Here is a 14,116-nt window from a genome sequence, read left to right on the forward strand (position 1 = left end):
GGCCTGCCGGCCGGCCCTCGTTGATGCATAACGCGCAAGTATAGCCGTGCCTGTCAACCCGCATGGGCGCCGCCCGGCCGGTGCCGCGCCAGCTGCGTCCCGGAAGCGGGCAGGCGATTGCGCGCCCGCCCGGCCTGGCGTCAACTCCCACCGTCTGACCAATGGCTCTGCACCCGCCCGGCCGGCCTGGCGGGCGACTAGCCTTCGCGCAGATGCCGCGGCCGCAACCCCAGCGCCACCTGCGCCATCAGATAGGTCGCCCCGCCGCTACCGACCAGCACCGCCAGCCAGCCGATGCGATCCCACTTGTCCATCACGGTGAACGATGGCAGCCACCACAGCAGGCTCAACAGCACCGCCACCATCGCCGCGCACGCCAGCAGCAGGCGCAGCGCATAGCCGGTCCACCCCGGCCGGCGCTGGTAGACGCCGGACTTGCCCAGCCAGTACCACAGCAAGCCCAGGTTGAGGTAACTCGACAGCGCGCTGGCAATGCCCAGCGCCAGATGCAGGCCCGGCTGCTTGCCCAGCGCCTGCATCACGCCCTGCGCCTTGAGCTCGGGCGGCACCATGACCTGGTAGACCACCGCCAGCAACGCGAAGTTGAACACCATGTTGGCGATCAACGCCGCCACGCCGGCCCGCACCGGGGTACGGGTGTCCTGGCGGGCGTAGAACGCCGGCAGCAGCACCTTGAGCATGGCGTAGGCCGGCAGGCCGAAGCTCAGGCCATAGACCGACATCGCGGTCATCCGCGTGTCGAAGGCAGTGAACTGGCGGTACTGGAACAAGGTCGCCACCAGCGGCTCGGCCAGCAGCAGCAAGCCGAGCATCGCCGGCACTGCGATCAACAGCGTGGTGCGGAACCCCCAGTCCAGCGCGCCGGAAAACGCGCTGCGGTCGGTCTTGACGTGATGGCGCGCCAGCGCCGGCAGGATCACCGTGCCCAATGCCACCCCGAACACGCCCAGCGGCAGCTCCAGAAAGCGGTCGGCCAGTGACAGCCACGACTGCGAGCCGTCGGCCAGGCGCGCGGCGATGACCGTGTCCAGCATCAGGTTGATCTGCGCGATCGACGAGCCGAACAGGGTCGGGATCATCAGGGTCAGCACCTTGCGCACGTCCGGATGCGTCCAGCCCCAGCGCGGCAGTGTCAGCAGGTCGATGCCCTTCAGGGCCGGCAGCTGAAACAGCAACTGCAGCGCACCGGCCACCAGCACCGCCCAGCCCAACGCCAGGATCGGTACTTCCAGCCGCGGCGCCAGCCACAGGGCACCGGCGATCATGCACAGGTTGAGGATCACCGGCGTCAGTGCCGGAATCGCAAATCGCTGGAAGCTGTTGAGCGCCCCGCCCGCCAGCGCGGTCAACGACACGAACAGCAGAAACGGAAACGTCAGCCGCAGCAGATCCACCAACAGGCCGTACTTGTCCGGATCGGTGGCCGCGCCATCGGAAAACACCGATGCCAGCTGCGGGGTGAAGATCAGCCCCAGCGCGGTGATCACCAGCAGCATGCCCCCAAGCGTGCCGGACACCCGCGCCATCAGCTCGCGCAGGTCCGCATGCGGGCGGGTTTCCTTGACTTCGGTGAACACCGGCACGAAGGCGGTGGCGAACGAGCCCTCGGCAAACAGCCGACGCAGGAAATTGGGGATCCGGAACGCCACCCAGAACGCGTCGGTGACTGCATTGGCGCCGAAGGTGGTGGAGATCGCCTGGTCGCGGATCAGCCCCAATACCCGCGACACCATGGTCATACTGCTGAATGAGAGCAGGCCTCTCAACATGCCGGGCTTGCTCACGCAGCCTCCCTCTTGACAACTGACTTGACGTACATAACTAAGCCCATCATACTTTCCCGCTTGCTTTTTCCACTACACCGATTTTTCAGGAACCCACCACCGTGGCCAATATCAAGTCCGCCAAGAAGCGCGCCAAGCAGACCGTTGTGCGCAATGAGCGCAACACGGGCCAGCGTTCGATGCTGCGCACCGCCGTCAAGAAGGTGATCAAGGCCCTTGACGCCAACGATGCTGCAGGCGCCGAAGCTGCTTTCGCCGTTGCCCAGCCCATCCTCGACCGTTTCAGCGCCCGTGGCCTGATTCACAAGAACAAGGCTGCGCGTCACAAGAGCCGTCTGACCGCTCGCATCAAGGCCATCAAGGCCGCGTAAGCGCGCCGTGTCGGCATCACCGCAGGCCTGGCCTGCGGTGGCATAGAAAAACCCGGCCTTGGCCGGGTTTTTTGTGTGCCTGCGCAGGCGCTCAGCCGGCATTGCGTGCCTCGAGCTCGTCCTCGCGCTGACGGTCGAAGAACGCCATGACGTCCTTCATGATCGGGAAGGTGCCATCGCGACCCAGCGCCGAGACCAGATACCACGGCGCGGTCCAGCCCAGTTCGGCCACGATCGTCTCGGCTGCGGCGCGCGCCTCGTCCTCGAACATCAGGTCGGCCTTGTTGAGCACCAGCCAGCGCGGCTTCTTCAGCAGTTCGGGATCGTGACGTTCCAGCTCGCGCTCGATGGTGCGCACCTGATCCACCGGCGAGGCCTCCACACCACCATCCATCGGCGAGATGTCCACCAGATGCAGCAGCAGACGGGTGCGCTGCAGGTGGCGCAGGAACTGCGTCCCCAGCCCGGCACCGTCGGCCGCGCCCTCGATCAGGCCCGGCACGTCGGCAATGACGAAGCTGCGATATGCCTCGACACTGACCACGCCCAGATTCGGATACAGGGTGGTGAACGGGTAATCGGCCACCTTCGGGGTCGCCGAGGACACCGCACGGATCAGCGTGCTCTTGCCCGCGTTGGGAAAGCCCAGCAGTCCGACGTCGGCCAGCAGCTTCAGCTCCAGCTTGAGCAGGCGCTCCTCGCCCTCTTCACCGGTGGTGGACTGGCGCGGCGCACGGTTGACCGAGCTCTTGAAATGCATGTTGCCCAGGCCACCCTTGCCACCCTTGGCCACCAGCAGGCGATCGCCATGCTGGGTCAGGTCGCCGATGACTTCGTCGGTCTGCACGTTCATCACCACGGTGCCGACCGGCACCACGATGATGCGGTCTTCGCCGCCCTTGCCGTAGGCCTGGCGACCCATGCCGTTCTCGCCGCGCTGCGCCTTGAAGGTGCGCTCATGCCGGAAGTCGACCAGCGTATTGACGTTTTCGTCGGCCACGATCCATACGCTGCCGCCGTTACCGCCGTCGCCGCCATCGGGCCCGCCGAGCGGGATGAACTTCTCGCGGCGAAAGCCGACACAGCCATTGCCGCCATTGCCGGCACTGACCAGGATTTCTGCTTCGTCGACTAACTTCATGAGCTTGCAACCGGGAATTGGGAATGGGGAATAGGGAATCGGCCAAAGAAACCAGCCTACCCCCTGCCGGCGAGCGCACTCACCAGCAAGACAGCAAAGAGCGAGAAGAAACCTGGAGCCGGCCTTCCGATTCCCGATTCCCCACTCCCGGCCGTCAAACGAAAAACCCCGCAAAAGCGGGGCTTTCCGTCTCGTCCGCCGGGCAGCGATGCCTGGCGGACTGGCCTGCATGGAGCGGGCGATTACGCCTCGGCAACCACGCTGACGGTGCGACGCTTCTTCGGGCCCTTGGTGGAGAACTCCACCTTGCCGTCGACCAGCGCGAACAGCGTGTGGTCACGACCCAGGCCGACGCCGGCGCCCGGGTGGAACTGGGTGCCGCGCTGACGCACGATGATGTTGCCGGCGTCGATGGCCTGGCCACCGAAGATCTTCACGCCGAGGTACTTCGGGTTGGAATCGCGACCGTTGCGCGAGGAACCTACGCCCTTTTTATGTGCCATGACTGGTTCTCCTTACTTCTTGTCGCCACCGGCGATGCCGGTGATCTCGATTTCGGTGTAGTGCTGACGGTGTCCCTGACGCTTCATGTGGTGCTTGCGGCGACGGAACTTGATGATGCGCACCTTGTCGGCGCGGCCATGGGCCACGACCTTGGCGGTGACCGAGGCGCCCTTCAGCGCATCGCCCAGCTTGATGCCATCGCTATCGCCCAGCATCAGGACGGTGTCGAAGGTGATCTCGTTGCCTGCTTCGACTTCGAGCTTTTCCACGCGGAGCGTTTCGCCCTGCGCGACGCGGTATTGCTTACCGCCGGTTACCAGAACTGCGTACATGACCAGGTTTTCCTCTGTAGTTATTATGGTCGCACTGACGTGCCCTAGGGCAGACAGGAGCGGGATTGTACGGGCTGGCCGGGTCCGGGGTCAACCTGTGGCTGCCGGCCGGTGACGGCCCTCAGCCCCCGCGCCTCTCCGCGGGCGGCAGGGGCGCGCAGCACATCGCCGATCCATCCGTGCAACGCATCATCCGGCCGCCACAGGCGCCCGGTCAGACTGGCATTTGGGGCAATTGCCCTCACCTAGGTCGGCGGGTAGGCTGATCGACTGCCACTCATTCCTGCTGAGCACGCTCGCACCACTGCCGGTTCGCCGGCCCGACATCGGATCCCCCATGGCGATGGATTTCATCCGCATCCGCGGCGCGCGGACGCACAACCTCAAGAACATCGACCTCGACCTGCCTCGCGACAAACTGATCGTGATCACCGGCCTGTCCGGCTCGGGCAAGTCGTCGCTGGCGTTCGACACCATCTATGCGGAGGGCCAGCGCCGCTACGTCGAGTCGCTGTCGGCGTATGCGCGCCAGTTCCTCAGCGTGATGGAAAAGCCGGACCTGGACCACATCGAAGGCCTGTCCCCGGCGATTTCGATCGAACAGAAATCGACCTCGCACAACCCGCGCTCCACCGTCGGCACCATCACCGAGATCTACGACTACCTGCGCCTGCTGTACGCGCGTGTCGGCCAGCCGCGTTGCCCCGATCATGGTTTCCCGCTGGAGGCGCAGACCGTCAGCCAGATGGTCGACCACATGCTCACCCAGGACCAGGAGCAGCGCTACATGCTGCTGGCGCCGGTGATCCGCGACCGCAAGGGCGAGCATGCGCAGGTGTTCGAGCAACTGCGCGCGCAGGGCTTCGTGCGGGTGCGCGTGGATGGCGAGCTGTACGAGATCGATGCGGTGCCACCGTTGGCGCTGCGCCAGAAGCACACCATCGAGGCGGTGATCGACCGCTTCCGGCCGCGCGAGGACATCAAGCAACGGCTGGCGGAAAGCTTCGAGACCGCGCTCAAGCTCGGCGAAGGCATGGTCGCGGTGCAGTCGCTGGACGATGCGGCCGCCGCGCCGCATCTGTTCTCGTCCAAGTACAGCTGCCCGGTCTGCGATTACTCGCTGCCGGAGCTGGAGCCGCGGCTGTTTTCGTTCAACGCACCGGTGGGCGCCTGCCCGAGCTGCGATGGCCTGGGCGTGGCCGAGTTCTTCGACCCGGATCGCGTCGTGGTGCATCCGGAGCTGTCGCTGTCGGCCGGCGCGGTGCGTGGCTGGGATCGACGCAACGCCTATTATTTCCAGCTGATCGCCTCGCTGGCCAAGCACTACAAGTTCGACGTGGATGCGGTGTGGAATTCGCTGCCGGCCAAGGTGCGCCAGGCGGTGCTGTTCGGCAGTGGCGATGAGGTGATCAGCTTTACCTACTTCACCGACGCGGGCGGACGCACCACGCGCAAGCACCGTTTCGAAGGCATCCTGCCGAACCTGGAACGCCGTTACCGCGAAACCGAATCGCCGGCCGTGCGCGAGGAGCTGAGCAAGTACGTCAGCCAGCAGCCCTGCCCGGCCTGCAACGGCACGCGGCTGAATCGTGCCGCGCGCAACGTGTTCGTCGCCGACCGCCCGCTGCCCGAACTGGTGGTGCTGCCGGTCAACGAGGCACTGAGCTTTTTCCGTGGCTTGTCGCTGCCGGGCTGGCGCGGCGAGATCGCCGGCAAGATCGTCAAGGAGATCGGCGAGCGGCTGGGCTTCCTGGTCGATGTCGGCCTGGATTACCTGACCCTGGAACGCAAGGCCGACACCCTGTCCGGCGGCGAGGCGCAGCGCATTCGCCTGGCCAGCCAGATCGGTGCCGGCCTGGTCGGGGTGATGTACGTGCTGGACGAGCCGTCGATCGGCCTGCATCAGCGCGACAACGAACGCCTGCTCGGCACGCTGACGCGGCTGCGCGACCTGGGCAATACCGTCATCGTCGTCGAGCATGACGAGGATGCGATCCGCCTGGCCGATTACGTGCTGGATATCGGCCCCGGTGCCGGCGTGCACGGCGGCGAAATCTGCGCGCAGGGCACGCTGCAGGACATCCTGGATGCGCCCGGCTCGCTGACCGGCCAGTACCTGTCCGGCAAGCGCCGCATCGAGATCCCCAAGCAGCGCCACAAGCCCAACCCGAAGATGATGCTGCATCTGCGCGGGGCCACCGGCAACAACCTGAAGAATGTCGACCTGGACATTCCGGCCGGGCTGCTGACCTGCATCACCGGCGTGTCCGGCTCGGGCAAGTCCACGCTGATCAACGACACCCTGTTCACGCTGGCCGCCAACGAGATCAACGGCGCCTCGCATGCGGTGGCACCGCATCGCGAAGTGGAGAACCTGGATCTGTTCGACAAGGTCGTGGATATCGACCAGTCGCCGATCGGACGCACGCCGCGTTCCAATCCGGCCACCTACACCGGCATGTTCACGCCGTTGCGCGAGTTGTTCGCGCAGGTGCCGGAAGCGCGCGCGCGCGGCTATTCGCCGGGCCGCTTCAGCTTCAACGTGCGCGGCGGGCGCTGCGAGGCCTGCCAGGGCGATGGCCTGATCAAGGTGGAGATGCACTTCCTGCCCGACGTCTACGTGCCCTGCGATGTCTGCCACGGCAAGCGCTACAACCGCGAGACGCTGGAGATCCGCTACAAGGGCTTCAACATCAGCGACGTGCTGCAGATGACCGTCGAAGATGCGCTGCGGCTGTTCGAGCCGGTGCCGTCGATCGCACGCAAGCTGGAAACGCTGGTGGATGTGGGCCTGAGTTACATCAAACTGGGGCAAAGCGCGACCACGCTGTCCGGCGGTGAGGCGCAACGCGTCAAGTTGTCCAAGGAGCTGTCGCGTCGCGATACCGGACGCACCCTGTACATCCTCGACGAGCCGACCACCGGCCTGCACTTCCACGACATCGAAGCGCTGCTCGGCGTGCTGCACAAGCTGCGCGACGAAGGCAACACGGTGGTGGTGATCGAACACAACCTGGACGTGATCAAGACCGCCGACTGGATCGTGGACCTGGGCCCGGAAGGCGGCCATCGCGGCGGCAGCATCCTGGTCTCCGGCACGCCGGAAGACGTGGCTGCGCACAAGGCGTCCTACACCGGACAGTTCCTGGCCAAGATGCTGCCGTCGGTGAAGGCGCGCGAGACCCGGCCGGCGGCGATGGCCAACAAGCCCGATGCGCGTCCGCCACGCAAGGTCAAACCGGAGAAGGTGGCGAAAGTCGCCAAGTCCGCCACCAAGAACACCGCGAAGAAGAAGGCAAGCTGATGAGCGAAGAGCACAAGGTATTGGCACGCATCCCGATCAGCGTGCGCTGGCGCGACATGGACAGCATGGGCCATGTCAACAACGCCAAGTACATTTCGTACCTGGAGGAAGCGCGCGTGCGCTGGATGCTGGGCGTTGAAGGCGTGGCGATGACCGACCGCATCGCGCCGGTGGTTGCGGCCACCAATGTCAGCTACAAGCGCCCGCTGGTGTGGCCGAACGACATCCTGGTGGAACTGTTCGTCGAACGCCTGGGCAGCAGCAGCATCACCATCGGTCATCGCATCCTCGACCAGAAGGACGCGAGCGTGCTGTATTCGGACGGCAACGTGGTGGTGGTGTGGATCGACACGCAGACCGGCAAGAGCGCGTCGCTGCCGGATGCGGTACGCGCTGCCAGCAGCTGAGGATTGGCAGTGACGCGCTGGATCTCCCAGCGCCGGACGATGGCGGCGGCTCTTACGGGAGCCGCCGTTTTTGTTTGCGGCGATCCTGTCATGCCGCTGCGCGATACCACCGACAGGCAGCGCGATCGGGACCGGACCGACACAGTGAAGTGGCAGCCCTGCTTGCCACGACGCATCGCGCTTGATCGGCAACATCGCGCGGTGGGCGCGCAAGGACCTGCAGCCCCGACTCAGCCACGCACCGCGCGCGGTTACGCCCCCGGCGCGCGCTTGCGCGCCTGCAGCGTCGTCTTGATCTGGCGGCCATCCTGCAGGATGAAGGTTACCGGCACCTGCGCGCCTTCCTGCAGCGGCGCACGCGCTTCCATCAGCATCAGATGCAGGCCGCCCGGTGCAAGCGGCACCGACCTGCCGGCCGGCAATGCCAGCTCCGGCACCGCGCGCATGCGGCTGACACCATTGGTCTGCGTGGTCTCGTGGATGGACACATCGGCAAACGCACTGCTGCTGGCCGCGGTCACCTTCAATGGCTGCGCACAGCCGTTGTGGAACTGCCCGAATCCCGCTGCCATGCCCATGCCACCCGGCGGCGGAATGCGGATCCAGCCGTCCTTGAACTCGGGCAGGCACTGCGCGCCGGCGCCCGCACCTGCCAGCATCAGCAACGCACCCAGCAGCAGGCGCCCCTGCATGCGCCGCCTGCCTCGACTGCCGTCTATCATGACCCAACCTCCAGGAGCCCCGAATGAGCATCCAGATCTTAGACCATGGCCGTCTCCGCGAAATCCGTCTGGCGCGCCCGCCGGTCAACGCGCTGGACAGCGCGCTGTGCCAGGCGCTGAGCGTTGCGGTGCAGCAGGCCGGCGAGGAGACCGACGGTATCGTGCTGTCGGGCAGCGAGCGGATCTTTTCCGGTGGCATGGACGTGCCGCACCTGCTGGCGCACGGCACCGACCGCGCCGCGTTGCTGGCCAGCTGGACGGCGTTCTTCGAGGCCGCGCAGGCGCTGGCCAACAGCCGCGTGCCGGTGGTGGCGGCCATCGGCGGGCATGCGCCGGCCGGCGGCTGCGTGCTGGCGCTGTGCTGCGACTACCGGGTGATGGCGCGCAGCGCCGATACCGCCAGGCCCTATGCGATCGGCTTGAACGAGGTGCAGGTGGGCCTGGCCGCACCGGAAGGCATCCAGCGCCTGTTGCGCCGCGTGGTCGGTGCGCACCGCGCCGAGCGCCTGCTGATCTCCGGCCAGTTGCTGCCTGCCGAACAGGCGGTCACGCTCGGCCTGGTCGACGAACTGGTCGATGGCGACCTGGTCACCGCCCGCGCGGTGGCTTGGCTGCAGGAGCTGCAGCAGCTGCCGCGCCAGCCGATGCTGACCACGCGCGCGATTGCACGCGCCGATCTGCGCGCGGCGCTGGCGCCGGAGCTGATCCAGCTGGAGCGCTTTGTCGACGGCTGGTACGCACCCGATGCGCAGGCTGCCCTGCAGGGCCTGGTCGCGCGGCTGCAGAAGGCCTGAGCCGGCTCCCGGCACGGCGCGCACGGGGCGGCCGCTATAATCGCGTTCCGTCGCACGCCCAGGCCAGCCCCTTGTCCGCCACTGCCGAACCCGTCGTCTCCGAACTGATCAGCCTGCTGTCGCTGGAGCGCCTGGAAGACAACCTGTTTCGCGGCCAGAGCCGCGATATCGGCACCAAGTACGTGTTCGGCGGGCAGGTGCTGGGCCAGGCGCTGGCGGCCGCGCAGGCCACCGTGGACAACGGCCGCCAGGCGCACTCGCTGCACGCCTACTTCCTGCGCGCCGGCAATATCGACCACCCGATCGTCTACGATGTCGACCGCACCCGCGATGGCGGCAGCTTCTCGGTGCGCCGGGTCACTGCGATCCAGCACGGCAAGGTGATCTTTTTCTGCGCGGCCTCGTTCCAGCAGTGCGAGGACGGCGCCGAGCATCAGTCGGTGATGCCGGTGGTGCCGCCGCCCGAGGACATCGAGCCGACCCGGCCGCTGGCCGCGGAGGTGCTGGAGAAACTGCCTGCCAAGGTGCAGCGCTGGCTGTCGCGTGGCGGCCCGTTCGAGTTCCGCCACGTCTTCCCGCGCGACGAACTCAGGCCGCCCAAGCGGCCGCCGTTCCAGCAGATGTGGCTGCGCCTGAGCGACCCGGTCGGCGATGACGTCGGCCTGCACCAGGCCTTGCTGGCGTACGCCTCGGATTTTCAGCTGCTGGGCACCTCCACGTTTCCGCACGGCATCAGCTACTACACGCCGAACGTGCAGATGGCCTCGCTCGATCACGCGCTGTGGTTCCACCGCCCGTTCCGCACCGACGACTGGCTGCTGTATTCGCTCGACAGCCCCACCGCACAGGGCTCGCGTGGCCTGGCGCGCGGGCAGTTCTTCACCCGCGATGGCGTGCTGGTCGCCAGCACCACGCAGGAAGGCCTGATCCGCGTGGTGCCCGAGGGCAGCGCGATCGCCGTGCCGGCAAACGACACGCCATGTTGATGTCTTCACCGGGTTCGCCGCGCGCCGGCATGCCGATTGCCGTTTCCACCTTGCGGGGTGGATCGATGCCCCCACCTTTCTTCTTCCGCTCGGACACGCGCCTTCGCAGTGCGCCCTGTTCGGCGATCGCCGGCACCCCTTAAGCATGCGCAAGATCTTCAGCAGTCAACGTATCGAAACCGCCGAAGGCGTGGCCGATCTCCTGCGCAACGCCGGCATCGACGTGCGCATGAGCAACGGCCGCTCCTACGAGAGCAAACGCAGCGGCCAGTTCAGCTACCTCGAACAGGGCAACGCGCAGGCCTACCCCACGGTGTGGATCGTGCATGCCGACGATCAGCCGCGCGCCCGCGATCTGCTGCGCGACGCACGCCTGCTCGACACCACCCGCCGCGATCTGCCGAATGTGGAATACACCTTCCGCGACGGCGAAAACGGCTCCAGCACCAACGCGCGCAGCTGGGCCTGGCGCATCCGGCTGGTACTGCTGCTGGTGATCGGCGCGGTCGCCATGTTCGTGGTGCTGCGCCATCGCAATGCGCCCGATGCAGCCAGGCCGGTGGCACAGCCGGCAGCGCAGCAGGCGCCTGCCGGCAACACGGCGCCGCCAGCCGCAGAGGACGAAGAAGTGCGCGTGCGGATCCAGCCGGCGCGCTGAGCGCAGCCAGCCGGGGTACAACGCGGGCAGCCGACGCTGCAGTCGGCGCGCCCCCCCATCCCTCCGGTCACATCCGGCGCCGGCATGCGTCATGCCGGGACCAGGACATGGATTACGCCGATGCACACCGACACGCTGGAGTTGATGCTGCAACGCGAATTGCCGGTCGCCGCCGCCGGCTGCCAGCAGGCGTACGGCCGCATCGTGCGCGCCTGCCAGAACACGGTGACCGCAATCGCGCTGGCGATCACCCGCGATATCGCCGCCAGCGAAGACATCGCCCAGGAAGCCTTCCTGCGCGCCTGGCAGCGACTGGCGCAATTGCATCAGCCAGCCAGTTTCCTGCCCTGGCTGCGGCAGATCACCCGCAACCTGGCGCGCGACTGGCTGCGCGCCAACCGGCATCGCGCGCTCAGCGGTGAAGCGGCCGAGCTTGCGATCGCCATGGCCGCCGACCCGGCCCCCTCGCCCGCCGACCAGTTGCTGCAGGTGGAAGAAGAAGTCGCCGCGCTCGACATCATTTCGGCATTGCCCGAGGAAAGCCGCGAGACGCTGCTGCTGTTCTACCGCGAAGGCCAGAGTTCGCAGCAGGTTGCCTCGCTGCTTGGCCTGAGCGATGCGGCCGTGCGCAAGCGCCTGTCGCGGGCACGTGCCAGCGTGCGCGGCGAGCTGCTGCGCCGGTTCGGCGAATTCGCGCGTGGCAGCGCGCCCAGTGTGGCCTTTGCCACTGCGGTGACCTCGGCGACCCTGCTGGCCGCGCCGGGGACGGCGAGCGCGGCCATGGTGATGACCGGCATGGGTGGCGCGGGCAAGTTAGGCGTGAGCGGGCTGACCGGCTCGGCATTGGGTGGAGGCAGCGCTGCCGGTGCGCTGAGCCTCTGGCTGGGCATGCCGGCGCTGTTCGCCGCTGGCGCCGTGCTGGTTGCCGGCGTCGGCACGTACTGGTCGTGCTGGTATCTGCTGCGCTTTGCGCAGACCGCCGCCGAGGCCGCCGCGATTCGGCGTTACCTGCACGTCACCACGCTGACCTCGGTGCTGGTGGTGGGTAGCACGCTGCTGTTGAAACATCTGGACGCGGGCATCTGGGCATCGCTGCTGATGCTCTGCGCAGGCATGGCGGTACTCAACTATCAATCCATCCGGGTGCTGCCACGCGTCATGCGCCCGATGCTGGAACGCGATGCGCAACGACGCGGCGCCACGCGGGCACCGCTGCTGTATCGCTGCATGTTCAGCCCGGGTGCGATGCTGGTGAGCACGGCGGCCGTCATGCTGCCCATCGTGCGGCACTACATGCAGCTGGGGATGCTTTGATCCCGGCATGAGGTCACCACCGCAGGCACCAATGGCGAACATCTCCAATCAACAAAAAACGGCCCCCTGCTTGCGCAGGAGGCCGTCGGTCGATCGGCGCCTTGTTGCGTGATGCTGTCTACATGCTGCAGATGACGCGGGTACTGCCCCCGGTCGCAGCACTGCGACCGGATAACGCTGCCGCGACGGGATGAACTCAGTTGCCCGCAGCAGGCTTGGCCGGCATCGGACGCTTGCCGTGCTCGCCATGCTCGCCCGGACCACGCGGGCCATGCTCGCCACGCTGCCTGGATGCGGCATCGAACTCGGCCTTGCTCAGCTTGCCGTCCTTGTCGGTGTCGACCTTGGCAAACCACGCGTCGCGATGCTGCTGCATGCGCAGTTCACGGTCGGCCTTATCGATAAAGCCGTCCTTGTTGACGTCCATCTCATCGAAGCGGGCAGCGAACTTGGGGTCGGCCTTGGCTTCTTCGCGGCTGATACGGCCATCCTTGTTGGTGTCGAACTTGCTCAGCCATTCGCCGCGCCCAGCACGGCCCGGACCACGATGATGCGGGCGCTCATCGCGCGACAGCTTGCCGTCCTTGTTGGTATCCAGCGTGTCGAACTGGGCGGCCAGCTTGGGGTCGGCGGCGGCTTCGCTGCGATCGATCACGCCATCGCCGTTCTTGTCCAGCCTGGCAGGACGCGGCGCATCGCCGGCGGCAGGCGGGGCGGCGAACACCGCGCCGGTGGACAGGGCAGCCAGCACGGCCAGTGCGAGAAACGGTTTGCGAGACGTCATGAGAAACTCCTGGGATGTGGGAACCACACGCGGCACCTGCATGGGCCGCATCGCGTGGGTGGCGCATCCGGATCCACCGTGCGCTGCCACCAACACCCACATCAACGAGCCATCGGCGCATGCGTTGACGTGGCGACCGGGCGTATTCATCCGGCGGACAGTCGCCGCTGTTGCGACGCGCAGGCGCTATCCTGACGCCATGGCCATCCACGCCGACACCCATGACGACCTGCGCCTGTTCCAGACCGGCGAGCATGCCTGTGGCTACTGGTCCGACCGCCGCGCGCGCGACCTGGTGCTGGATCCGCACGATCCGCGCCTGGGCGCGATCTATCCGCAGGCACTGGCATGGGGATTCCGCCGCTCCGGCGATCTGGTCTACCGCCCGCATTGCGAACATTGCCGCGCCTGCGTGCCGGTGCGCATCGCGGTGGATGCGTTCCGCCCCGATCGCAGCCAGCGCCGTTGCCTGGCGCGCAACCAGGACCTGGTGGTGCGCGTGGTTGCCGCCGAACGCACCGACGAACAACTCGCGCTATATCGGCAATACCTCAGGCACCGCCACCCCGGCGGCGGCATGGACGAACATGGCGCCACCGAATTCGACCAGTTCCTGATCGGCGGCTGGTCGCATGGACGCTTCCTGGAAATTCGCGAACCCGCCGTGGCGCACGCGCCGGGGCGACTGCTCGCCGTGGCGGTCACCGACGTCACCGAGCATGCGTTGTCGGCGGTGTATACGTTCTACGCAGCGGATGCCACTGCGCGCAGCCTGGGCACCTTCGCGATCCTGCAGCAGATCCAGTGGGCGCAACGCGAGCGCCGCGCGCATGTGTATCTGGGCTACTGGATCGACGGCCATGCCAAGATGAACTACAAGCGGCGCTTCAGCGCGCTGGAAGCCTACGACGGCCGCCAATGGCGCGGGCTCCCCGCCCCCGCGGCGGAGCGTTGAAACACGCCAGGGCGACATCGGCCTGTCGTCTTGCACATG

14 protein-coding genes are annotated in these 14,116 nt (G+C 66.9%); 8 read left to right on the forward strand and 6 right to left on the reverse strand.

Annotated elements, in window-relative coordinates; genetic code table 11:
- Nucleotides 1-197 precede the first annotated feature (197 nt).
- Entirely contained in the window at nt 198-1,790 is a 1,593-nt protein-coding gene (gene murJ / locus C0541_RS09190; RefSeq protein ID WP_115047774.1) for a murein biosynthesis integral membrane protein MurJ, read from the reverse strand.
- A 116-nt stretch (nt 1,791-1,906) separates the two neighbouring features.
- Between murJ and rpsT the strand changes: the two genes are divergently transcribed.
- Nucleotides 1,907-2,176 (forward strand): 30S ribosomal protein S20, encoded by a 270-nt coding sequence (gene rpsT / locus C0541_RS09195; protein ID WP_002807888.1) that lies wholly within the window; start codon nt 1,907-1,909, stop codon nt 2,174-2,176.
- Nucleotides 2,177-2,267: 91 nt separating this feature from the next.
- Here rpsT and obgE read toward each other — a convergent pair whose 3' ends face one another.
- The 3 genes from obgE to rplU form a co-directional block, all read right to left on the reverse strand.
- Complete coding sequence (gene obgE, locus C0541_RS09200; RefSeq protein WP_104582439.1) at nt 2,268-3,317, reverse strand: GTPase ObgE; 1,050 nt, start codon at nt 3,315-3,317, stop codon at nt 2,268-2,270.
- A gap of 242 nt (nt 3,318-3,559) precedes the next feature.
- Nucleotides 3,560-3,820: a 50S ribosomal protein L27 gene (gene rpmA, locus C0541_RS09205; protein ID WP_003484326.1), complete on the reverse strand. Its 261-nt coding sequence runs from the start codon at nt 3,818-3,820 to the stop codon at nt 3,560-3,562.
- Between the two features lie 12 nt (nt 3,821-3,832).
- Nucleotides 3,833-4,153 carry a 50S ribosomal protein L21 gene (gene rplU / locus C0541_RS09210; RefSeq protein WP_104563208.1) on the reverse strand — a complete coding sequence of 107 codons (321 nt, stop codon included), beginning with the start codon at nt 4,151-4,153 and terminating at the stop codon, nt 3,833-3,835.
- A gap of 337 nt (nt 4,154-4,490) precedes the next feature.
- Here rplU and uvrA point away from each other — a divergent pair, with 337 nt between their 5' ends.
- Entirely contained in the window at nt 4,491-7,457 is a 2,967-nt protein-coding gene (gene uvrA / locus C0541_RS09215) for an excinuclease ABC subunit UvrA (protein WP_115047776.1), read from the forward strand.
- Nucleotides 7,457-7,864 carry an acyl-CoA thioesterase gene (locus tag C0541_RS09220; RefSeq protein ID WP_115047777.1) on the forward strand — a complete coding sequence of 136 codons (408 nt, stop codon included), beginning with the start codon at nt 7,457-7,459 and terminating at the stop codon, nt 7,862-7,864. Before uvrA ends, C0541_RS09220 begins: the two co-directional genes overlap by 1 nt.
- Before the next feature lie 251 nt (nt 7,865-8,115).
- On the opposite strand, the gene C0541_RS09225 is transcribed toward C0541_RS09220, so the two are convergent.
- Nucleotides 8,116-8,544: a copper chaperone PCu(A)C gene (locus C0541_RS09225; protein ID WP_115048179.1), complete on the reverse strand. Its 429-nt coding sequence runs from the start codon at nt 8,542-8,544 to the stop codon at nt 8,116-8,118.
- 65 nt (nt 8,545-8,609) lie between these two features.
- Here C0541_RS09225 and C0541_RS09230 point away from each other — a divergent pair, with 65 nt between their 5' ends.
- The 4 genes from C0541_RS09230 (at nt 8,610) to C0541_RS09245 (ending at nt 12,338) form a co-directional block, all read left to right on the forward strand.
- Nucleotides 8,610-9,380 carry an enoyl-CoA hydratase/isomerase family protein gene (locus C0541_RS09230; RefSeq protein WP_115047779.1) on the forward strand — a complete coding sequence of 257 codons (771 nt, stop codon included), beginning with the start codon at nt 8,610-8,612 and terminating at the stop codon, nt 9,378-9,380.
- A gap of 71 nt (nt 9,381-9,451) precedes the next feature.
- Entirely contained in the window at nt 9,452-10,366 is a 915-nt protein-coding gene (gene tesB / locus C0541_RS09235; protein WP_115047781.1) for an acyl-CoA thioesterase II, read from the forward strand.
- A gap of 145 nt (nt 10,367-10,511) precedes the next feature.
- On the forward strand, nt 10,512-11,024 hold the full coding sequence (locus C0541_RS09240) for a pathogenicity-like protein (RefSeq protein ID WP_115047783.1): 513 nt from the start codon (nt 10,512-10,514) through the stop codon (nt 11,022-11,024).
- A 120-nt stretch (nt 11,025-11,144) separates the two neighbouring features.
- Nucleotides 11,145-12,338, forward strand: a complete 1,194-nt coding sequence (locus C0541_RS09245; protein ID WP_115047785.1) for an RNA polymerase sigma factor — start codon at nt 11,145-11,147, stop codon at nt 12,336-12,338.
- A 196-nt stretch (nt 12,339-12,534) separates the two neighbouring features.
- Here the strand turns inward: C0541_RS09245 and C0541_RS09250 are convergent, their stop codons facing one another.
- Nucleotides 12,535-13,272, reverse strand: a complete 738-nt coding sequence (locus C0541_RS09250) for an EF-hand domain-containing protein (protein WP_429001340.1) — start codon at nt 13,270-13,272, stop codon at nt 12,535-12,537.
- Here C0541_RS09250 and C0541_RS09255 point away from each other — a divergent pair.
- Entirely contained in the window at nt 13,163-14,077 is a 915-nt protein-coding gene (locus tag C0541_RS09255) for an arginyltransferase (protein ID WP_161960005.1), read from the forward strand. The genes C0541_RS09250 and C0541_RS09255 overlap by 110 nt on opposite strands.
- The last annotated feature ends 39 nt before the right edge of the window (nt 14,078-14,116 follow it).

Origin of the sequence: Xanthomonas arboricola, assembly GCF_003353015.1 — a bacterium.
Taxonomy (GTDB): domain Bacteria; phylum Pseudomonadota; class Gammaproteobacteria; order Xanthomonadales; family Xanthomonadaceae; genus Xanthomonas; species Xanthomonas arboricola_E.